General features: G+C 50.6%; 18 protein-coding genes and 1 pseudogene. 16 read left to right on the forward strand and 3 right to left on the reverse strand.

Annotated elements, in window-relative coordinates:
- Positions 1 to 10: 10 nt before the first annotated feature.
- From DW743_RS03845 to hisI, 12 genes and pseudogenes are all read left to right on the forward strand, one after another.
- Positions 11 to 1,384 carry an RsmB/NOP family class I SAM-dependent RNA methyltransferase gene (locus DW743_RS03845; protein WP_117760580.1) on the forward strand — a complete coding sequence of 458 codons (1,374 nt, stop codon included), beginning with the start codon at positions 11 to 13 and terminating at the stop codon, positions 1,382 to 1,384.
- Complete coding sequence (locus DW743_RS03850; RefSeq protein WP_117760317.1) at positions 1,381 to 2,139, forward strand: pseudouridine synthase; 759 nt, start codon at positions 1,381 to 1,383, stop codon at positions 2,137 to 2,139. Before DW743_RS03845 ends, DW743_RS03850 begins: the two co-directional genes overlap by 4 nt.
- 3 nt (positions 2,140 to 2,142) lie before the next feature.
- A complete protein-coding gene (locus DW743_RS03855) occupies positions 2,143 to 4,086 on the forward strand; it encodes a YgiQ family radical SAM protein (RefSeq protein ID WP_055226360.1) in 1,944 nt (647 codons plus the stop codon).
- 51 nt (positions 4,087 to 4,137) lie between these two features.
- On the forward strand, positions 4,138 to 4,755 hold the full coding sequence (locus tag DW743_RS03860; RefSeq protein WP_022461880.1) for a DUF4191 family protein: 618 nt from the start codon (positions 4,138 to 4,140) through the stop codon (positions 4,753 to 4,755).
- Positions 4,756 to 4,767: 12 nt separating this feature from the next.
- The gene (locus DW743_RS03865; protein ID WP_055226359.1) at positions 4,768 to 5,754 is read left to right on the forward strand and encodes an RluA family pseudouridine synthase; all 987 of its coding nucleotides are present in this window, start codon (positions 4,768 to 4,770) and stop codon (positions 5,752 to 5,754) included.
- Positions 5,751 to 6,329, forward strand: a complete 579-nt coding sequence (lepB, locus tag DW743_RS03870) for a signal peptidase I (RefSeq protein ID WP_055265187.1) — start codon at positions 5,751 to 5,753, stop codon at positions 6,327 to 6,329. The genes DW743_RS03865 and lepB overlap by 4 nt, the downstream gene beginning before the upstream one ends.
- Before the next feature lie 25 nt (positions 6,330 to 6,354).
- Positions 6,355 to 6,903, forward strand: coding sequence for a Holliday junction resolvase RecU (locus tag DW743_RS03875; RefSeq protein WP_117509155.1), 549 nt, complete (start codon positions 6,355 to 6,357; stop codon positions 6,901 to 6,903).
- Positions 6,904 to 7,010: 107 nt separating this feature from the next.
- Positions 7,011 to 8,252, forward strand: a complete 1,242-nt coding sequence (hisZ, locus tag DW743_RS03880; protein ID WP_117508989.1) for an ATP phosphoribosyltransferase regulatory subunit — start codon at positions 7,011 to 7,013, stop codon at positions 8,250 to 8,252.
- A 21-nt stretch (positions 8,253 to 8,273) separates the two neighbouring features.
- On the forward strand, positions 8,274 to 8,912 hold the full coding sequence (hisG, locus tag DW743_RS03885; RefSeq protein WP_022461875.1) for an ATP phosphoribosyltransferase: 639 nt from the start codon (positions 8,274 to 8,276) through the stop codon (positions 8,910 to 8,912).
- Positions 8,909 to 10,207 (forward strand): histidinol dehydrogenase, encoded by a 1,299-nt coding sequence (gene hisD / locus DW743_RS03890; protein WP_055226357.1) that lies wholly within the window; start codon positions 8,909 to 8,911, stop codon positions 10,205 to 10,207. The genes hisG and hisD overlap by 4 nt, the downstream gene beginning before the upstream one ends.
- 54 nt (positions 10,208 to 10,261) lie before the next feature.
- On the forward strand, positions 10,262 to 10,798 hold the full coding sequence (gene hisB, locus DW743_RS03895; RefSeq protein WP_242991106.1) for an imidazoleglycerol-phosphate dehydratase HisB: 537 nt from the start codon (positions 10,262 to 10,264) through the stop codon (positions 10,796 to 10,798).
- 55 nt (positions 10,799 to 10,853) lie between these two features.
- Positions 10,854 to 11,165 (forward strand): annotated as a pseudogene (gene hisI / locus DW743_RS03900) (phosphoribosyl-AMP cyclohydrolase); the annotation flags it as partial.
- Positions 11,166 to 11,266: 101 nt separating this feature from the next.
- Here hisI and DW743_RS03905 read toward each other — a convergent pair.
- Complete coding sequence (locus DW743_RS03905; protein ID WP_117509154.1) at positions 11,267 to 12,682, reverse strand: NCS2 family permease; 1,416 nt, start codon at positions 12,680 to 12,682, stop codon at positions 11,267 to 11,269.
- Positions 12,683 to 12,994: 312 nt separating this feature from the next.
- Here DW743_RS03905 and DW743_RS03910 point away from each other — a divergent pair, with 312 nt between their 5' ends.
- Positions 12,995 to 14,656, forward strand: a complete 1,662-nt coding sequence (locus tag DW743_RS03910) for a Na/Pi cotransporter family protein (RefSeq protein WP_117508987.1) — start codon at positions 12,995 to 12,997, stop codon at positions 14,654 to 14,656.
- Positions 14,657 to 14,774: 118 nt separating this feature from the next.
- Here the strand turns inward: DW743_RS03910 and DW743_RS03915 are convergent, their stop codons facing one another.
- Entirely contained in the window at positions 14,775 to 16,253 is a 1,479-nt protein-coding gene (locus tag DW743_RS03915) for a S1C family serine protease (protein WP_117508986.1), read from the reverse strand.
- 213 nt (positions 16,254 to 16,466) lie between these two features.
- Between DW743_RS03915 and DW743_RS03920 the strand changes: the two genes are divergently transcribed.
- A complete protein-coding gene (locus DW743_RS03920) occupies positions 16,467 to 17,996 on the forward strand; it encodes an ASKHA domain-containing protein (RefSeq protein ID WP_117508985.1) in 1,530 nt (509 codons plus the stop codon).
- A gap of 76 nt (positions 17,997 to 18,072) precedes the next feature.
- On the forward strand, positions 18,073 to 20,418 hold the full coding sequence (gene feoB, locus DW743_RS03925; RefSeq protein ID WP_055265179.1) for a ferrous iron transport protein B: 2,346 nt from the start codon (positions 18,073 to 18,075) through the stop codon (positions 20,416 to 20,418).
- A gap of 96 nt (positions 20,419 to 20,514) precedes the next feature.
- Here the strand turns inward: feoB and DW743_RS03930 are convergent, their stop codons facing one another.
- Positions 20,515 to 21,306 (reverse strand): hypothetical protein, encoded by a 792-nt coding sequence (locus DW743_RS03930; protein ID WP_117508984.1) that lies wholly within the window; start codon positions 21,304 to 21,306, stop codon positions 20,515 to 20,517.
- A 354-nt stretch (positions 21,307 to 21,660) separates the two neighbouring features.
- Between DW743_RS03930 and pfkB the strand changes: the two genes are divergently transcribed.
- Complete coding sequence (gene pfkB, locus DW743_RS03935) at positions 21,661 to 22,569, forward strand: 1-phosphofructokinase (RefSeq protein WP_055265175.1); 909 nt, start codon at positions 21,661 to 21,663, stop codon at positions 22,567 to 22,569.
- Positions 22,570 to 22,582 lie beyond the last annotated feature (13 nt).

Consider the following 22,582-nt stretch of genomic DNA (forward strand, 5'->3'; position numbering starts at 1 on the left):
AACGGATATGATCACACTGCCGGAAGCCTTTGAGCAGGAGATGAAACAGCTGCTCGGTGAGGAAGAATATGAGGCATACCGCAAGACATTTGACGAGGCGGTACATAGAGGACTGCGGGTAAACAACGGAAAAATTTCGACAGAAGAGTTTCTTAGGCGGACCGATATTCCGCTTAAGAAGGTTCCGTGGATCCCAAATGGATTTTATTACGATGAAGAGAGCTGCAATCCGGCAAAGGATGCCGATTACTATGCGGGCCTGTATTATCTGCAGGAGCCGAGTGCGATGACACCGGCATCCCGCCTTCCAATTGAGCCGGATGACCGTGTGCTCGATCTCTGTGCGGCACCGGGCGGAAAGGCAACGGAGCTGGGAAGCCGGATCGGTGAGGGCGGCATGCTGCTGGCAAACGATATCAGCAATTCGCGGGCGAAGGCGTTGCTGCGCAACCTGGAAATCCAGGGAGTGGGACGTCTTCTCGTGACGAGCGAGGATCCGGAAAAATTAGTAACCTTGTATCCGGCCTTTTTTGACAAGATCCTTCTTGACGCGCCGTGCTCTGGGGAGGGCATGTTCCGAAAAGAGAGCTCAATGCTGCGCTACTACAGTGAAAATGGGCCGGAGCATTATGTGCCGATCCAGAAAAAACTGATCGAGCAGGCGTATCAGATGCTTGCAGAGGGCGGAGAGCTGCTGTACTCTACCTGTACGTTTTCTGTAAAGGAGAACGAAGAGGTCATCGCAGGGCTGCTGGATGCGCATCCGGATATGGAAGTACAGGAGATTACCCCGGGTTACGAAGAGTTTGCGCCGGGAGTATCCGTGAATGGCCGCGATCTTTCCCGGTGCGTTCATATTTTCCCGCAGCGGATGGAGGGAGAAGGCCATTTCGTGGCGCTCCTGAAAAAGCAGGGAGAGAGCCGGAAACGGCAGCCGTCCCGCCTTTTGGAAACGACAAAGAAGCTGCCGAAAGAGGCGGAAGAGTTTCTTGCTGGCGTGCGCATGGACTGGAAGAATGGTTCGTTTGCCCTTGTGAAAGACCAGCTCTATTTTCTGCCGGAAGGTGTCTGTGCGGCAAAGGGTCTGCGCTATCTGCGGACCGGACTTTCGCTTGGCACCGTAAAGAAAAACCGCTTCGAGCCGTCCCAGGCGCTGGCGGCGTATCTGAAAAAAGAAGAATACGTTTCGTGTTTGACCATTCCCAAGGGAGATGACCGTGTCATGCGCTACTTAAAGGGTGAGACACTCTCGTTTTCCGAGGAAGAGTGTCAGGGGAAAAAGGGCTGGGTGCTTGTGTGCCTGGATGATTTCCCACTTGGCTGGGGAAAAATAAACAACGGAACGTTAAAGAATAAATATTATGCAGGATGGCGGATGGTATGAGTAAATTACGACTCGATAAATATCTGGCGGACATGGGTGTGGGAACACGCCAGGAAGTAAAGGCCCTGGTCCGGAAGGGACGGGTGGCCGTAGACGGAATTACGGCAAAAGCCCCGGAACTGAAAGTCGACCCGGATGAAGCGCAGGTGACTGTGGACGGAAACAGCATTTCCTATGTGAAAATGGAATACTGGATGCTCCACAAACCGGCGGGTGTCGTCTCTGCGACGGAGGACCGCCGTGACCGGACCGTACTCGATCTTTTAAGTGGTGCGGCAAGAAAAGACCTCTTTCCGGTCGGACGGCTCGACAAGGACACCGAAGGGCTGCTGCTGATTACGAACGACGGAGCCCTTTCCCACCGGCTGCTCTCTCCGAAATCGCATGTCTCGAAAGTGTATGAGGCCGTGATTGACGGAAAAGTGACAGAAGAAGATCGGCAGGCATTTGCCGAAGGGCTCGACATTGGGGACGACAAACCGACACTTCCGGCCGAGCTTACCATTCTGGAAACGACAGAAAAAGAGCCTGGCATTTTTGAAAGCCGGATCCGCATTACCATCTGTGAGGGCCGCTTCCACCAGATCAAGCGCATGTTTGAGAAGGTCGGAAAAACGGTCGTCTATTTGAAACGGCTGTCGATGGGGAGCCTGGAACTTGATCCGGCGCTGCCAAAGGGCAGTGCCCGTCTCCTGACGCAGGAAGAAAAAGCGGCGCTTGGCATAGCGGACGCCGAAACACAGAAAGGAAAGTAAAGCATGCCTTTTTTACCAATTACAAGAGAAGAGATGAAGGAACGGGGAATCGAACAGTTTGACTTTGTCTATGTCATCGGAGATGCCTACGTGGACCATTCCTCGTTCGGCCCGGCAATCATCAGCCGTGTGCTCGAGGCGAACGGCTATTCCGTCGGCATCATCTCACAGCCGGACTGGAAGGACGAGAACAGCATTTCGATTTTCGGTGAACCGCGTCTTGGCTTTCTTGTCTCTTCCGGAAATATGGATTCCATGGTCAACCATTATACCGTGGCGAAAAAGCACCGAAAAACAGATGCCTTTACGCCGGGCGGTGTCATGGGAAAACGGCCGGACCGCGCGGTTACCGTGTACGGCAATCTGATCCGGAGAACGTATAAACATACACCGATGATCCTCGGCGGCATCGAGGCATCGCTCCGGCGCCTTTCGCATTACGATTACTGGTCTGACCAGGTGCGCCGCTCCGTCCTTCTCGATTCCGGTGCGGATCTGATTTCGTACGGAATGGGAGAACTTTCGATCGTAGCGATTGCAGATGCACTTGCGGCTGGCATTGACGTTCATGATGTCACCTTTATTCCGGGAACCGTTTATCGGAGCAAAACGCTGGATCACCTGATTGACCCGGTGGTGCTGCCGTCATTCGAGGAGGTGCGGGAGAGCAAGCGGACGTATGCGGAGAGCTTTGCGATTCAGTATAAAAATACCGATGCCATCAATGCGAAGCCGATGGCAGAGCCGTATGAGGGCCAGGGCTACATTGTACAGAATCCGCCTTCCCGTCCTTTGACAGAGCAGGAGATGGATGATGTCTATGCGCTTCCATACATGCGCGCCTATCACCCAAGCTATGAAAAAGACGGCGGTGTGCCGGCGCTTGGGGAAATCAAATACAGTCTGACGAGCAACCGCGGCTGCTTTGGGTCCTGCAGTTTCTGCGCGCTGACGTTCCACGAGGGACGCGTTGTGCAGACGAGAAGCCACGAATCCATTCTGGCGGAAGCGCGGCAGATGGTTCAGGAAAAAGAATTTAAAGGCTATATTCACGATGTCGGCGGCCCGACGGCGGATTTCCGCGGTCCGGCATGCAAAAAGCAGCTCACCAAAGGCGCCTGCCCGAACCGGAACTGTCTCTTCCCGGAGCCGTGTAAAAATATGGTGGCAGATCACAGAGATTATGTGAAGCTGCTGCGGGAATTAAAAGACATTCCGGGCGTGAAGAAAGTCTTTATCCGCTCCGGCATCCGTTTTGACTATGTCCTGGCCGATAAAGACCAGACGTTCCTTTCCGAGCTGGTAAAGGATCACGTCAGCGGTCAGCTCCGCGTTGCGCCGGAGCACGTTTCGAACCGTGTGCTTTCCTATATGGGAAAACCGCGCCACGAAGTATATCAGGAATTTATCCGCCGCTTCGATGCGTGCAACAAAAAGACGGGGAAGCAGCAGTACGCACTTCCGTATTTTATGTCGTCCCATCCGGGGTGTGACTTGGAGGATGCGGTGGAGCTTGCCGAGTACATCCGCGATATGGGATTTATCCCGGAGCAGGCACAGGACTTCTATCCGACGCCTTCCACACTTTCCACCTGTATGTACTATACCGGTCTTGACCCGCGGACGATGGATCCGGTTTACGTGCCGAAATCGCCGCATGAGAAGGCGATGCAGCGTGCGCTGATTCAGTACCGGAATCCGGAGAACTATGAGCTCGTCTGCGAGGCACTGCGCCGGACACACCGGGAGGATCTGATCGGATTCGGACCGAAATGTCTCGTACGGCCGAGAAAGATGGCCGGGGAGGCAGGAAAACCGTCAAGAGGAAAAGGGTCCAACGGAAAAGGCTTTGGCCAGAAGACGGCGAATGACCGTTCCGGACAGGGAAAAGCCAAAACAGGCGGACGGCCGAAAAAGACGCTCCGCAACGTGCACAAAAAGAAATAAACACGCAGAAGATGAGCGGGGATCTTATCGAAGAAGGGAAATGACAGAAGAATGAAGATCAGAAAAGGGGATTACGGCTATATCCGCCGGGAAAAGAAAAAAAGACTGCTTGTGACACTGGGACTGTTCGTCCTTCCGGCCATCGTTTTTATTGTCGGGCTTGTGCTTGCAGACGGAAACAAGAGCAACATTTTTACGGTTGTCGCCGTAGTAGGCTGTCTGCCGGGCTGCCGCGCCGCCGTCGGTTTTATCATGATGGTTATGCAAAAGCCAGTGGACAAAGCAGTGTACGATGCCATTGAGGCAAAAAAAGGAAAACTGCTGATGGGATATGAAATGTATATCACACAGGAAAAATCGAGTCTGATGATCGAAGCAGCGGCGTTCTGCGGTGAGGAGATCGCCTGCTACACCACGCGCGCCAAAGACCAGAAACAGATCGAGGACTGCACTACGTATCTGAACAAGATCATCCGTGCCAACGGCTACAAATGCCATGTGAAGATTTTTGATCGGGAAAAAGCATTTCTGGAGCGCCTCGATTCCCTGAACCGCAACTACGATGAGCTGGAAAAGAGCGCCAGTGAAAACTTCAAACCGGATGAGCGGTACCCGGATCTGTCCCGCACGGAACTGGTGAAACACACGATGCTGGCGCTGGCACTGTAGGAGACCATTGCTATGAGAGAACTGACCGTGACAGAAAAAGACTGCGCGCAGCAGCTCATCAAATATCTGTCCAAATATATGGAGGAGGCGCCAAAGAGTTTCTTCTATAAAATGCTGCGAAAGAAAAACATTGTGCTGAACCAGAAAAAGGCGGACGGCAGTGAAAAGCTGAAAACAGGCGATACGATCCGGCTGTATCTGGCGGAAGAGACCATCGAAAAATTTCGGAAAACACCGGAAAAACCGGCGGCTGGAAAACAGGTAAAGTATCCGAAGCTGGATATCGTCTATGAAGACGAAAAAGTAATTTTCCTGAACAAGCCGGCAGGTGTCCTCTCACAGAAGGCGAAAGAGACGGATGTGAGCCTTACCGAAGCGCTCGGCGCCTATCTTTCGGAAAAAAATGCCGGGGAGGAGACCATGTTCCGCGCCGGACTCTGCAATCGTCTGGACCGGAACACCAGCGGTCTGATTCTTGCCGGAAAAACCGTTGCGGCGACGCAGCAGCTTTCAGAACTGATCGCAGAGCGGGCTGTTGGAAAATACTATCTGACGGTTGTAAAAGGAACCGTGACAGAGACAGAGCGGATACGCGGATATCTCACAAAAAATGAGAGGACAAACCGTGTTTCGATTCAGAGAGAGCAGCAGGGAGATGCTGTTTACATAGAAACCGCATACCGGCCGCTCTGTGCCGGAAGAGGCTGTACGCTGCTGGAGGTTGAGCTGGTGACCGGAAAGAGCCATCAGATCCGCAGCCATCTCGCGAGCATCGGTCATCCGCTTGCGGGAGATACGAAATACGGGGATGCGGAGTTTAACCGCCGCTTCCGGGAAAAATACGGACTGAAATACCAACTTCTCCATTCGTGGAAGGCGGTATTTCCAGAGCTTACGGGCACCTTATCGGATCTGTCCGGAAAAACCTTTACAGCGCCCCTGCCATCATCCGTGCGCCGGATTTTACAGGGAGAACATTTGACGGGAGAAGGATTATGAGCCGAAAAGACAACGAAAAGAAAGAAACAAAACCAAGAAAAACGGAGGAGACGAGCATCGGACGGGAAATCTGGGAATATGTAAAAATGATCGCTATTGTCGTGGCAGTCGTTGTTTTTGTGGAGCAGGTCATTGTCATCAACGCAAGAATCCCATCTCCTTCCATGGAAAACACGATTATGACCGGAGACCAGATCTTCGGTAACCGCCTTGCTTATGTAAAGAGCGATCCGCAGCGGTATGACATCGTTATTTTCTATTATCCGGACGACGAGAAGCAGAAGTTTATCAAGCGCGTCATCGGACTGCCGGGAGAGACGGTTACGATCCGCGACGGAAAGGTGTATATCAACGATTCCACCGATCCGCTGCGCGATGATTTCTGCCCGGAAACACCGGTCGGCGATTTCGGACCGTATGAGGTGCCGGAGGGCTGCTACTTTATGCTCGGCGACAACCGGAACGTATCAAAGGATTCCCGCTACTGGCTGAATCCGTACGTAGAGAAAGACAAGATCATCGGCAAGGCCTTTCTGCGCTACTGGCCGCTGAACAAAATTTCTCTGATTGAATAAGAACAGAACAAAGACGAGGACAGGAATTATGGCATGGACATCGAGGGGACTCCGCGGATCAACGCTGGAGGAAATGATCAACCGCACAAACGAGCAGTACCGTGACAAGCATCTGGCACTGATCCAGAAGGTGCCGACGCCGATCACCCCGATCAAAATAGATAAGGAGAGCAGACACATCACGCTGGCTTATTTTGAAAAGAAGAGTACCGTTGATTACATCGGCGCTGTACAGGGCATTCCCGTCTGCTTCGATGCCAAAGAGTGCAAAACGGATTCCTTTCCGCTCGCAAACATCCACGAGCACCAGGTCACGTTTATGAAAGATTTCGAGCAGCAGGGGGGGATTTCCTTCCTGCTGCTGTATTTTACGGCGCGGGACGAATATTATTACCTGCGGTATGAGACGATGAAAACCTTCTGGGACCGCGGACAGAACGGCGGAAAGAAGCATTTTTCCTACACCGAGCTTGAAACGTCATTCTTCCTTCCCAGAACGGGAAGCAGCGTTCTCGTCCCGTACCTGAACGGAATCCAGAAGGATCTGGAGATACGGGATTCGAAAGCGGATTAAAATTTTGAGTTGACAGGGAAAATGTTTTCCGATATACTAACCATAGTTTTAAATTCAATATGGTAATATGGTAGTGGACTAAAGCGAAAAAGTGAGGACAACAAAACATGGATCGATTAATTCATACCCCGGAAGGCGTCCGGGATGTCTACAATCAGGAATGTACGAAAAAATTATACATGGAGAATCAGATTGAGCAGGTATTTCATGCGTTTGGATATCAGGATATTGAAACACCGACGTTCGAGTTTTTTGATGTATTCGGAAGAGAAGTGGGAACAACACCGTCCCGCGAGCTCTACAAATTCTTTGACCGCGACGGCAACACCCTTGTGCTCCGTCCGGACTTTACCCCGTCGATTGCACGCGCAGCCTCCATGTATTTCATGGAAGAGACGATGCCGATCCGCCTTTGCTACAGAGGAAGCAGCTTCGTCAACAGCAGCAGCTATCAGGGCCGCTTAAAAGAGTCCACCCAGATGGGCGTCGAGCTCTTAAACGATGATTCCGCAATGGCAGACGCAGAGATCATTGCGATGACCGTAAAAGTTATGCTGGATGCCGGTCTTACCGATTTCCAGATCAGCATCGGCCACGTAGGTTTCTTCCAGGCGCTCGCCGAGGAAGCTGCGCTCGCCGAGGATGTTCTGAACGAATTAAAAGAACTGATTTCCATTAAAAATCATTTTGGCGCCGAGGAGCTGCTGGCAAAACAGAACCTTCGAAGTGATCTGTTTGAAGCACTCCGTGATGTTCCGCAACTGTTCGGAAATGCAGAGATTCTCGAAAAGGCAAAAGGCCTTACAAGAAATCCGGCGGCAAGAGAGGCACTCGATCGTCTGGCTACGATCTATGAGATCGTTAAAGATTACGGCTATGAAAAATACGTCTTCTTCGATCTCGGCCTTTTAAGCAAATTCCATTACTACACCGGTATTATTTTCCAGGCCTACACCTACGGCACCGGCGAGCCGATCGTAAAAGGCGGCCGCTACGATGCACTGCTGCAGCACTTCGGAAAGAAAGCGCCGGCGATCGGATTCTGTACTGTCATGGAATCTCTGATGAATGCACTGGAGCGCCAGAAAATTTCTCTTCCGATTGCCAATACGAAAACGATGCTACTCTACCCGGATTTTCTTCAGCCGCTGGCCGTAAAACTTGCTAACGAGCACAGAAGCAAGGGCATGGATGTCGCGCTGGTCTGCTTTGCAAGGGACAAGGTTCTTGCAGATTATGAAGAATACGGCAGAAAGAACCAGTTCGGCGGCATTGTCTATATTCAGAAGAGCGATTCGGTGCTTGCTATCGATTTGTCGACAGGAGAAGTACAGCCGGTGGAGCTGTAGGAGAGGAAGGGTACGAAAAAGATGAGATATTTGACCATTGCACTGACAAAAGGACGCCTGGCGTACCAGACGCTGGAGCTGCTGGAAAAAGTCGGCATCACCTGCGATGAAATGAAAAATAAAGATACGAGAAAGCTGATTTTCACGGACGAAGAGCATAAGCTCCGTTTCTTCCTCGCCAAAGGTCCGGATGTGCCGACCTATGTGGAGTACGGCGCAGCGGATATCGGAATCGTCGGAAAGGACACGATTCTGGAGGAAGGAAGACGCCTCTACGAGGTATTGGACCTTGGCTACGGCAAGTGCCGCATGTGTGTCTGCGGACCGGAATCCGCGCGTGAGCTGCTGCAGCACAACCAGCAGATCCGTGTGGCAACGAAGTACCCAAACATTGCCAAGGATTACTTCTACAACCGCAAGCACCAGACCGTTGAGATGATCAAGCTGAACGGCTCGATCGAGCTGGCACCGATTGTCGGACTTTCCGAAGTGATTGTGGATATTGTAGAGACAGGAAGCACTTTACGGGAAAACGGCCTGACCGTTCTCGAGGAGGTCTGCCCGCTGTCTGCGCGCATGGTTGTCAACCAGGTGAGCATGCGGATGGAAAATGAGAGAATTACCAAATTAATTCAGGATCTGAAAGGAGCACTGGTATGAGAATCGTAAAACTGACAAAAGAGACCACAGAAAATATTCTGGAGAATATGCTGAAACGAAGCCCGACACAGTACGGAACGTACGAGGCTTCCGTGCAGGAGATCATTGAGAATGTAAAAACAAGAAAAGACGCAGCCGTTTTCGAATATACCGAGAAATTCGACCACGCGGTACTCGATGCTTCTACCGTAGAAGTAACACAGGAAGAGATTGATGAGGCGTACAACATCGTAGATCCAGAGCTGATCGGTGTCATCCGCAGATCCATGAAAAATATCCGTGAGTTCCACGAAAAACAGAAACAGAACAGCTGGTTCACCTCTACCGAGAACGGAACGATGCTTGGCCAGAAGCTGACCGCCCTGAACCGTGTCGGCGTATACGTTCCGGGAGGAAAGGCAGCGTATCCGTCCTCTGTTCTGATGAACATTCTTCCGGCAAAAGTGGCAGGAGTCAAAGAAATCTGCATGACAACGCCGTGCGGCAGAGACGGAAAAGTCAACCCGGTTGTCCTTGCAGCAGCAAAAGAAGCCGGTGCGGACCGCGTCTTTAAAATCGGCGGTGCACAGGCAATTGCAGCCCTTGCTTACGGAACCGAGAGCATTCCAAAAGTCGATAAAATCGTAGGACCTGGAAACATCTACGTTGCCCTTGCAAAGAAAGCCGTATACGGAAATGTCAGCATCGACTCCATCGCAGGCCCAAGTGAGATTCTTGTCCTTGCTGATGAGACTGCAAATCCGCGGTTCGTGGCAGCCGATCTCTTAAGCCAGGCTGAGCATGATGAGCTTGCAAGTGCGATCCTCATTACCACCTCCCAGGAACTGGCAGAGAAGGTAAGTGAAGAGGTAGACGGTTTCTTAAAAGTCCTCTCCAGAAGCGACATCATCTCCAAATCACTGGACAACTTCGGCTACATCCTTGTCACCGATTCGCATCAGGAAGCGATCGACACCGTAGATGCCATCGCACCGGAGCACCTCGAGATCGTGACGAAGAACCCGTTTGAGGATATGATGAAGGTACATAACGCCGGTGCTATTTTCCTCGGCGAGAACTCCAGCGAGCCTCTCGGTGACTATTTTGCCGGCCCGAACCATATCCTGCCGACGAACGGAACCGCAAAATTCTTCTCCCCGCTGTCCGTAGACGATTTCGTGAAGAAATCCAGCATCATCTATTATTCCAGAGAAGCCCTTTCCGAGATCCACGAGGATATCGAGAGCTTTGCAAAATCAGAGAGCCTGACGGCACACGCCAATTCGATTGCCGTCCGTTTTGAGGGGGAAGAGTAAGTGGAGAACAGAACAGCCAGCGTAGAACGCGTGACAAAAGAAACAAAGATCCGCATGACATTAAATCTGGATGGAACGGGAAAGAGCGACATCCACACCGGCATCGGCTTTTTTGACCATATGCTCGACGGCTTTGCCCGCCACGGTCTTTTCGACCTTTCCGTTTCTGTAGATGGAGACCTTGATATAGACGGCCACCACACGATCGAGGACACCGGTATCGTGCTCGGAACTGCAATCCGCGAGGCAGTCGGCGACAAACAGGGCATCCGCCGCTACGGCGACAAAATCCTTCCGATGGACGAGACACTGGTGCTCTCGGCCGTTGACCTCTGCGGCAGACCGTATCTCTCTTTCCAGGCAGAATTTACGCGGGAGAAAGTAGGAGAGATGGAGACCGAGATGGTAAAAGAATTCTTCTACGCCGTTTCCTATGCGGCGCAGATGAATCTGCATATCAAAGTGCTTGACGGCGGAAATAACCACCACATCATCGAGGCGATGTTCAAAGCATTTGCGAAGGCACTCGATGAGGCAACTTCCTTCGATCCGAGAATTGCCGGCGTGCTCTCGACCAAGGGCAGCCTGTAAGAGCAGAAAAAGAGGAGAACAAGAGATGAAACAAGCATTAAAATGTGATTTTACCTGGGCGGATTTTAAGACAAACAGCGACGGCATGGTTCCGGTTGTTGTACAGGATGCGGAAAATGACGAAGTGCTGATGCTCGCCTACATGAATGAAGAAGCGTTTGAGACGACACTGCGCCTTGGAAAAATGACGTACTGGAGCAGAAGCCGCAATGAGCTCTGGACGAAAGGACTGAGCTCCGGCCATGTGCAGTATGTAAAACAGCTTCTGATCGACTGCGACAACGATACAATTCTTGCCAAAGTAGAACAGGTCGGCGCAGCGTGCCACACCGGAAACCGCACCTGCTTTTACCGGACCCTGGCAGAATAAAAATTTTTGATTCAGAGCATAAAAAGAGCTCCTGTTTCACAGAATAAAATCTGTGGGACAGGAGCCTTTTTATGCAGTTCTGTATCGTTAAAAAGCCATTACAGAAGAAGGTATTTTAAGATAAACAGAACAGCCAGGATGTACATGATCACGCTGATCTTTTTTTCTTTTGCTTTTCCGCTCAGGATCTGGATTGCAACGTAGGAGATAACTCCCATGGCAATACCTTCGGAAATGCTGTAGAAGAATGGCATTGCTCCGATGCAGATGTAGCACGGAATCGCCTCGGAAAGATCGCTGAAATCAATGTTGACTACGTTGGTCAGCATGTAGAAGCCTACCACGATCAGTGCCGGAGCCGTTGCAAAGGACGGGATGGCAAGGAAGATCGGGGAGAGGAACAGAGCGAGGCCGAAGAGGATTGCAGTGGTAACAGCGGTAAGACCGGTACGGCCGCCTTCGGAAACGCCGGAAGCACTCTCAACGAAAGTCGTTGTGGTAGAAGTACCAAGAACAGCACCTGCGCAGGTAGCAACAGCATCTGCCATCAGCGCGCCCTTGATGCGCGGAAGTTTTCCGTTTTTGTCGAGCATGTTTGCCTTGGAAGATACACCGATCAGAGTTCCGATGGTATCAAACATATCGACAAACAGGAATGCAAACATGATCACGAAGAACTCGCCTGTTTTCAGAATGGAGAAATCCAGTTTTCCGAAAATCGGGGCAAGGCTTGGAATGGAAAGTCCGTTGGAAAAATCCGGGAACAGGCTGTAGAAGCCGTTTGCCGGGTTCGGAACGTAGAGACCGCATGCCTGGCAGATCATGCCGAGGATCCAGGTTGCAAGAATTCCCCAGAGGATGTTTCCTTTTACATTGCGTACGACAAGAACAGCGGTGAGGATAACACCGATGACTGCGAGCAGAACGGTGATTCCGACATCGTTAAACGTTCCTGCCACATACTCCGTTCCGTTTAATGTGGCTGCAGACTGCAGGTTGGCATTGTAGGAAGACAGGGAATAGAGGCCTGCCACGGTTGAAGAGTTCGGCAGTACAATTTTTGCATTCTGAAGTCCGATGAATGCGATGAACAGACCGATGCCGACGCTGACTGCAGATTTCAGGCTGACCGGAATGGAGTTGAAGATCGCCTCACGGACGTTGGTCAGAGAAAGTACAATAAAGATGATACCTTCTGCAAAAACGGCGGTCAGGGCTGCCTGCCAGCTATATCCGTATCCGAGAACAACGGTGTAGGCGAAATAGGCGTTGAGGCCCATTCCAGGTGCCAGAGCGAATGGATAATTGGCAAAAAGTGCCATGAGCAGGGTGCCAAGGAAGGCTGCCAGAGCCGTTGCGGTAAAGACAGCGCCGTGGTCCATGCCGGTGGAGGAAAGGATGTTCGGGTTGACGGCAAGAATGTACGCCATCGTCATGAACGTGGTGACACCGGCGATGATCTCGGTTTTGACCGTTGTTCCATTTTCCCGCAGCTTGAATGTGTTTTCCATCAGCTTGCTAAACTTTTCCATAGTTTTCTCTCCTTTTGAATTTTGTAGGCGGAAATGTCGCCTCATAATATGGAAACATCCTAAATGTTACAATATTATCAAGTAGAATGCAAGAAAGAAACGAAAAGAATCTGAAAATTTCTTGTCGAAATTTTTAATTTTTCTATAGACAAATGTCATGATTTCTTTTATGATAAAAAAGGTGTCTTGTAAAATCTGCGTTAAGGAAATGTAAAATATTGAGACCAAAACATGAAAATGCTTTGACAGGGATTTTGAAAAGACATCAGAAAAAGACAAGGAAGAAAAAAGAATATGAGTGTAATAGTGTCTTTGATGGGCGGTCTGGGCTTCTTCTTATATGGAATGAAGCTGATGAGTGAAGGACTGCAGAAGGTTGCCGGATCCAAGATGAGAAGCATTCTGGAGGTATTTACGAAGAACCGTGTGATCGGTCTTCTGGTCGGTATTTTCTTTACCGCGCTGATTCAGTCCTCCAACGCTACAACCGTTATGGTGGTCAGCTTCGTAAACTCCGGTCTGATGAAACTGGCACAGGCTCCTGGAATTATCCTCGGAGCAAACATCGGTACGACAGTTACCGGACAGCTGATTGCGTTTGACCTTGCGGATATCGCGCCGCTGTTTGTCATCATCGGTGTTCTGATGGTTATGTTCGTAAAGAACAATCTGACGATCAGCCGTCTCGGCGAGGTTATCTTGGGATTTGGTATTCTGTTTATGGGTATCTCCGGTATCTCAGGAGCCCTGAACGAAGCAAAAGAGATCCCGGCAGTCGTTAACGCCCTCGGATCCCTGACGAATCCGTTTCTTGCGTTCTTAGTCGGCTGGGTGGCTACCGCGATTCTGCAGAGTAACTCTGCAACGGTCGGAATCATCATGCTTCTTGCAAGAGAGGGCTTGATGGGACTTCCGATCTGTCTGTTTATGATGCTTGGATGCAACATCGGATGTACGATGTCCGCTATTCTTGCCAGCTTCGGCTGCAAAAAAGATGCAAAACGTGCGGCATGTGTCCACCTGCTGTTCAACATCTCCGGAACGATTGTCTGCTCCATTATTTTCCTGCTGTTTGGAAATCAGGTAGTTGACTTCTTTATGGGTATTTCCGGAAACGAAGCAGGCCGTATGATCGCAAATGCAAACTCGATCATCAAAGTATGCCAGGTACTCCTGATGCTGCCGTTTACCCCGCTTCTGGTGAAGGCAACGTACTTTATCATCCGCGGAAATGACGAGGAAGACAAAAAGTTCGAGCTTGCCTACATCAGCTCGAAACACGCGATGTCCCCGACGACTGCAGTTCTGCAGGCTGTCCGTGAGATGGAGCGTATGGCACAGATGGCAGAGACCAACCTGATTCGCGCGATGAATACGCTGGTGACCCGCGATCAGAAAGAAATCGATGAGGTCTACCGTGTCGAGGAAAATATTAATTTCCTGAACAAAGAGATTACGAACTATCTGGTTCACTTAAATCAGGCATCGCTGCCGACATCAGACGTTATGCGCATCGGAGCGCTGTTCCATGTGGTCAATGATATCGAGCGGATTGGTGATCATGCCGAGAATGTCGCAGATTCTGCTGTGCAGATGACGAATGACAATGTGACCTTCAGCAAACAGGGCGAACTGGATCTTTCCGAGATGCTGGATATGGTATTAAAAATTCTCGATGAGTCGATCGAAATGTTTGCAAAGAATGATCTGCAGCACCTGCAGGAGATCATTGATATTGAAAATTCCATTGATCAGGAGGAGCGGGATCTGCAGCAGAAGCATGTAGAGCGTCTGACCCGCAACGAATGTACGCCGGAAGCCGGCATGATCTTCTCCGATCTTGTATCCGGACTCGAGCGTGTCGCGGACCATGCAACCAATATTGCATTCTCCATTCTGGATGAAGATCCGGAAGAGAAAGCAGCCCGCGAGGCAGTTGCAGGAGCAGAAAAATAAGAAATGGATTAAGAGAATAGGAGAAAGGCCCCGAAACATTGGAGTTATGTTTCGGGGCCTTTCTTTCATGCTTATGATGTTTTTTATTTATGGATTTCTTTCACGGGAGAGCGGGCAGTCAGATCGAAGGAGTAGCGGAGGTCAGGGTATTTCCACCCTCTGCAGAGCGGGATGAACCCGCATTCTGCTGGGAATCGCTCTGCTGATCATCTGAAGAGCTGGTGCTCGTTCCGAGGGTCAGTGAGAAGGTCTTTGTCTCATAGGATCCGTTGTCTGGAACCTGTACTTCCACCTCAACGGTTTCGCCGGCAGAGTAATACTGCAGCAGGGATTTCAGCTCGCTGGTGGAGGTGATGGAATGTCCGTCAAAGCTGGTCAGAACGTATCCGGATTTCAGACCTGCATTTTCAGCGGCACCGCCGGAGGTTACTTCGGAGATATAGATGCCGGCCGGCATATTGTATGCCTGCTGGATCTGGCTGCTGACATCGAGGCATTTGATGCCGATCGTTCCCTGATCTTCTGCGGCAACCTTTGTTCTGGTCTGCTCATTCATCAGATTTTCAATGATATCGGAAACACGGGAGACCGGGATTGCATAGCCCATGCCCTCTACCTCTGTAGAAGCAAGTTTTGCGGAGTTGATACCGATGACCTCTCCGTTCATGTTCAGAAGAGCGCCGCCGCTGTTGCCAGGGTTGATGGCTGCATCGGTCTGTAAGTAGGTCTTTCCGGTTGTATCAGTGGAAGAAGTATCTGCCGTTGTTCCATCGGAGCTTCCGTCAGAAGAGGAATCGCTGTCGATCACACGGTTTGCAGCACTGATGATACCGGTCGTAACGGACTGGCCGTAGCCGAGTGCGTTGCCGATCGCAACGACCTGCTCGCCGACCTCAACGGAATCAGAATCGCCCATCGTGGCAACAGCGATGCTGCTCATCGTGTCATCCGGGATCTCGGAGAGCGGAACGGCGATGACGGCAAGATCGTTATCGGCATCGGTACCTTTGATATTTGCCTTGCAGACCTGATTGTTTACAAAACTAACAGAAAGAGTATCGGCATCTTCTACTACATGGTTATTGGTGACGATCAGAAGCTCGGTGTCATTCTTTCCGATGATGATACCGGAACCGCAGCTTGTGGTCTCCTCGGTCTGCGGAGTCTGGGCACCGTAACCGAACATGCTGAAGTAGTTCTGTACTTCCTGTACGGACTGGTTTGTGATGGAGACGATCGACGGCATTGCGTTTTTCGCAATCGTGGAAACATCCATCGTTCCGGTGGAAGTGGAGCTTGAGGATGTGGCAGCGGCTTTTAAGAGGCTGCTGTTGGAAGTCGTCTGCTGTGCAGTGGTTGTTGTTGCAGTGGCTGTCGTGCTTCCGGCAAAGTGGTTGACTGCCTGGAAGGTACCGCCGGCAACACCGCCGAACAGAACTGCGCTTAAGGCGATGGCTCCGATTTTTTTTGCAAGCTTAGCAGCTTTTTTGTTTTTGGAAGAAGGTTTCTTTCCGTTGAAGCTGTTCTGCTCTGCTGCCATCATGTTCTCATTATTGGTTTCGTTTTCGTTATTGTAGTTGTTTCTGTAGTCCATCATAATAAATGCTTCCTTTCTGGTATCTGTATTTTAAACTGTGTTCCGGAATCGGCTTCCGGTTTTGTTTGCTTCCTTTTTTGTTTCTATGCTTTGCAGTATAATGGGAATCTGTGATGGAAATGTAGTAAAAATGTGAAAAAAATAAGTTCTCTGGAAAAGAGAAAAGTGCTACAATAAGAAACAGAAAAATGATCAGGAAATGAGGAAGTAATAATGAATAGAGGAATAACACAGAAACAGTATCTGGGGTTGGTCCCGCCGACGGAGGAGGACGCCCGCTCCAGCCAGATGCGGATACTGGATGCATTAAAAGAGAAAGGAATCACCGCATCATTTACCCTTCCAGCGCTGCAGAAACTGTATCCCATCTGCGATGAGGCAGACTATAACATAACGGTTTCCCTCGCATGGAATGGAAGCATCTGGCAGGTGGTTGATCTGGAAGCGGGCGATACAGCAGCAGAGCATTACGGCTATGCCGCTGATCTTGGAAGTACGACCGTCGTTGTGCGCCTGGTAAACTGCAGCGACGGTACTGTGCTTGCCGAGGAGAGCGAATACAACCGCCAGACTGCCTATGGAACCGATATTCTGACGAGAATCTTTGCCTGTAAGGATAAACCGGAGGTACTGCAGGACATCCGTGCGTGTACGATGGAGACATTTACACTGCTCTTTGAAAAACTTCGCCAAAAGACAGGAATTGCGCCGTCGGATGTTCTCTCAATGGTCGTATCCGGCAACACAACGATGATCCATTTCCTGCTGGGACTGGATCCGTTCTGCGTCTTTTCATCCCCGTACGCCGTGCGCGCAGACCGCGTCGGATTCCTTCCGGCGAAAGAGATGGGATTTCCCATGAAGGGATGTGTCTACTGCGTGCCGGGAAAATCCAATTACCTGGGCGGTGATATATTAAGCGGTATGATCGCAACGGAACTCTATAAAAAAGAAACGATCAGCGTTTTTTTTGATATCGGAACGAACGGCGAGCTTGTCGTCGGAAACCGGGAATTTCTGCTCTGCGGCGCAGGCGCTGCCGGTCCGGCGCTCGAGGGCGGCGTGGTCAAAACCGGCATGCGAGCTGCAGAAGGCGCTGTTGATACGGTAAAAATAGAAGACGGGAAAATCCAGTGCCATGTAATCGGAGAGGGTAAGCCAAAGGGCATCTGCGGTTCCGGCATTATCGATCTGCTCGCGGAATTATTCCTAAATGGCTGGATCAACCTGTTCGGTACCCTGCAGCCGGAGCGGTCCGAAAAGATCAAGGAAGACCCGGAGACGGGAGAGTGGTGCGTTGAATATAGTGAAGGGCTGTGCTTCTATCAGAGTGATATCGCCGAATTCCTTCGTACAAAGTCAGCGGCCTACACGATGGTTGAGTACATGATGCGTGAATCCGGCATTTCCATGGAAGAAATTGACCGGTTTTACGCGGCTGGTGCATTTGGAAAGCACGTTTCAAAGGAATCCGCCATCACGATCGGCATGTACCCGGATATGGACCGCAGCCGCCTGATCTGCGCCGGAAATACGTCGCTTGCGGGAGCAGAAAAAATCCTGCTGGATCGGACCTGCATCGACGATATTGACCGCATTCTGGACGAGATGGTCTACATCCAGTTCGGCCAGGTCGCCGCTTTCATCTCTATGATGAAAGCGGCCCAGGCAATCCCACACACGGATCTGGAGCTGTTTCCGAGTGTACAGAAGAAGCTCGAAGAAAAACAAAAAGAGAAATAATGGCAATTGCTTGACCGCAGTCGAATTGTGTCATATACTTACTATTGATAATGAGAATCAATAAGGAGTGAAATATATGACACTGAAAGAACTGCCGATCGGCAAAACAGCGACCGTCCGCACGGTAGGAGGAGAGGGCGCGCTGCGGCAGCACTTCCTAGATATGGGAATCATTCCGGGGGCGGAAGTGACGATGGTAAAGTATGCACCGATGGGAGACCCTGTGGAAGTGCGGATTCACAGCTATGAACTGACACTCCGCCTCGCCGATGCCGGACGGATTGCCATTGATGAGATGCGGGACGCTGTAAAAGAAAAAGAGCAGCCGGATGCGAAAGCAATTCCGCATCCCGGCTTTGGAGAGGGCGGAAAGTACCACAATAAGGCAGAGGAGCATCCGCTGCCGGAAGGAGAGCTGTTGTCCTTTGCGCTGGCCGGAAACCAGAACTGCGGCAAGACCACCCTGTTCAACCAATTAACGGGATCCAACCAGCACGTCGGAAACTTCCCCGGCGTGACCGTAGACCGGAAGGACGGTGAAATCCGCGGCCAGAAAAACACGCTGGTCACCGATCTTCCCGGCATTTATTCGATGTCGCCGTATTCAAGCGAAGAGATCGTCACCCGGAATTTCGTTCTGAACGAGCATCCGCGCGGCATCATCAATATTGTAGATGCGACAAATATCGAACGAAACCTGTATCTGACGATGCAGCTGATGGAACTCGACGTTCCGATGGTACTGGCCCTCAACATGATGGATGAGGTACGCGAAAACGGCGGTTCTGTGCTCGTGAACCAGATGGAAGAGAGACTTGGCATCCCGGTTATCCCGATTTCCGCTGCAAAAAACGAGGGAATCGATGAACTGGTTGCCCATGCTGTCCATGTGGCCAAATACCAGGAAAAACCGGGCAGAAAGGACTTCTGTGAGGCGAATGACCACGGCGGTGCCGTCCACCGTGCGTTGCATGCGATCATGCATCTGATCGAGGATCACGCCGCAAGGGCGGATATTCCGGTGCGGTTTGCGGCGAGCAAGCTGGCAGAGGGCGATGCGCTGATCCTGGAGCAGCTGGCCCTCGATGAAAACGAGAAAGAGATGCTCGAGCATATCGTCTGTCAGATGGAGACGGAGCGCGGCCTGGACCGCGCGGCGGCGATTGCGGATATGCGTTTTAATTTTATTGAAAAAGTCTGCCGTGAGACCGTGGTAAAACCAAAAGAGAGCCGCGAGCATGTGCGGAGCACAAAAATTGACCGTGTGCTGACCGGAAAATATACGGCTCTGCCATGTTTTGCCGGGATTATGGCGGCTGTCTTTTTCCTGACCTTCCATGTGATCGGAGCATCGCTGCAGAGTGTGCTGGAGGTTCTGATCGGAAAACTGACCGAGCTCGTGGACAGCGCCATGACAGCATGGGGCGTCAATCCGGTGCTTCATTCCCTTGTGATTGACGGTATTTTTAACGGCGTCGGAAGTGTCTTAAGCTTCCTTCCGATCATCGTCACCCTGTTTTTCTTCCTGTCCATTCTGGAAGACAGCGGCTATATGGCGCGCGTGGCATTTGTGATGGATAAGCTGCTCCGGAAAATCGGCCTCTCCGGCCGCAGTATCGTGCCGATGCTGGTCGGTTTTGGCTGTACCGTGCCGGGCGTCATGGCGAGCCGCACCCTGCCTTCCGAGCGTGACCGGAAAATGACGATCCTATTAACTCCGTTTATGAGCTGTTCGGCAAAACTTCCGATTTACGCGTTCTTTACCGCCGCATTCTTCCCGAAATACAGTGCCCTTGTGATGGTTCTTCTGTATTTCGGTGGTATCTTCATGGCTGTCCTGATGGCGATGCTGATGCAGGGAACTTTATTCCAGGGGGAAGCCGTTCCGTTTGTCATGGAGCTTCCAAACTACCGCATGCCGGGGGCAAAAAATGTCGGACAGCTTTTGTGGGATAAGGCAAAAGACTTCCTGCAGCGGGCATTCACCGTCATTTTTGTTGCCACGATTGTGATCTGGTTTTTACAGACCTTTGGAACGCATCTCAATGTCGTGGAGGACTCCAAGGACAGCATTCTCGCCGTTGTCTCCGGCCGTCTCGCCCCGGTTTTTCGGCCGCTTGGATTTGGAGACTGGAGAGTATCGACCGCCCTTCTAACCGGATTTATGGCAAAGGAGAGTGTCGTCTCCACACTTTCCGTACTGTTCGGCACGACCGCGCAGCTGACCGAAATTCTGACACCGGTTTCCGCATTAAGCCTTCTGGTTTTCTGCCTCCTCTATACGCCGTGTGTGGCGGCAGTCGCTTCCATCAAGCGGGAGCTTGGCGGCAGATGGGCAGCCGGTGTTGTCGTTTCCCAGTGTGTGATCGCCTGGCTGGCAGCTTTTGTCGTACATGGCTTTGCACTGCTGTTTGGCATGTAAAAAAGAACATTAAATAAGAAAAGCTCTGCAGAACAGAAAATGCAAAATTCTGATCTGCAGAGCTTTTGATATATGGCTGGTAAAAAAATGCCGGTTTTAAATTTTTCGTATCACATGCTTTAAAATTCCTGTCTTGTGGAGCAGAAAGATCGAGCAGTCCATAAACAGATGGGCAAGAAAGGTGCTCAAAATGACGCCATTTGATTTCAGCAGAAAGCCAACATGGAACCCATACCAGCACACGAAACCGGAGTAGGCGCTCATGATGACAAGAAGCGGTAGATTTTCCAACACGCCCCGCATCGTTTCAAGAAAACTCTTGACCGTAAAGTCGAAATACAGGAAGCGGCCGACCGTCAGCGTCAGGAAATAGAGAATCAGCCCGTCATAATTCGTGTCCTCGTAGATAAAGCGGATGTACAGGAGAATCAGTACAATATAGAAGACCGAAATCAGCCGCACCGATGCTTTCTGCTCCGGCTCAAGATGCGTGAGCTTTACGAGAACCACATCGAGCCAGCTTGTCAGAAAGACGGAGAGCACGATAAAGACAAGAAGCACCACATCCTGATACTTCTCCCAGTACATCGAAATCTGCGGCAGACGCTCGTCGATAATGTAGTAGAGGGAGAGGAAGAGAAGAATCGAAGTGCCGGAGAAAACCAGCTCATAAAAGCTTTCCACAATCTGATACTGCCTGCGCTGGTGTTTCTTCCGGCGTATTTTTTTCGCTTTTTCCTCTGTCTCCTCTTTTAGCTGCCGCTGAATCTGCAATTTTGCAATCAGAAGCACAAGGGCAAGCACCAGAATCAGGCCGAGCAGTGAGACAAGCAGAAAACTGCCCACATTGGCGGGATCAAAATAGTGAAGAATATAGTATCGTTTCAAATAAAATCACCTCTTCTGGAAATTCTTTTTTTGATTTCTCTTCACTTTAGTACCAAATCCGGAAAAAGTAAAGTACAAAAATGAGAACAGAAAGAAAGTGTCTGATAAAAAATGACCGAAATGGAGAGAATAAAGTGATCAATGCGTGACAGGGAAGAAAAGATGACGATCAGTCAAAGTCGGTCAAAACAGGGCGATAAACCGGGAAAATCCGTCACAAAACTCTAAACTTATGCAAATGTGATAAAAAGAGAAGGGAAAATTCATGAAATATTAATGATTGATTTTGAATGAATATGACGATATGATAATCTTATCAAAGCAAACACGATCAAAATAAAGCAGGAGGGAAATATGATTTACACAGTGACATTCAATCCGTCTCTGGACTACATTGTATCGGTGGAAGACTTCAAGCTCGGCCTTACCAACCGCACAAGCTCCGAGCTGATGCTTCCGGGCGGAAAAGGAATCAACGTATCGACCGTACTTGGAAACCTTGGAATTGAGAGCACAGCGCTCGGATTTCTGGCAGGCTTTACCGGAAAAGAAATCGCGGGACGGCTCGACCAGATGGGAATTAAAAACGGCTGCATCTGGCTGGAAGAAGGATATTCCCGCATCAACGTCAAATTAAAGAGCATTGACGGAACTGAGATCAACGGACAGGGACCCGAAATCCCGGAGAAAAAAGTGGAAGAGCTGATGAAACAGCTTTCCGCACTCGGCGAGGGCGACGTTCTCTTCCTCGCAGGCAGCATCCCGTCATCCATGGCAGATGATGCCTATCAGAAAATTATGGAAATGCTCGACAGCAAGGGCATCCGCATCGTCGTAGACGCGACCCGTGATCTGCTGATGAAGGTTCTGCCGTACCACCCGTTCCTCATCAAACCGAACAATCACGAACTCGGCGAGATTTTCGGTGTGGAATTAAAGACAAGAGAGTCGGTTGTTCCGTATGCAAAACAGCTGCAGAAAAAGGGCGCACAGAACGTTCTGGTTTCCATGGCAGGCGAAGGAGCCGTTCTCGTTGCCGCATCCGGTGAGGTCTTTGAAGCTCCGGCCCCGAAAGGAAAGCTTATCAACGGCGTCGGCGCAGGAGACTCGATGGTAGCCGGATTCATGGCAGGCTACATGGAAAAAGAAGATTACCTCCATGCGTTCCATATGGGAATCGCAGCGGGAAGTGCAAGTGCTTTTTCTGAAAACCTTGCAACCCGGGAGGAAATTGCATCTGTCTACGAACAGATTACAAAATAAAAGGGAGGACGTC

The sequence above is a fragment of the Blautia sp. AM28-27 genome (assembly GCF_003480905.1).
Lineage (GTDB): Bacteria > Bacillota > Clostridia > Lachnospirales > Lachnospiraceae > Fusicatenibacter > Fusicatenibacter saccharivorans.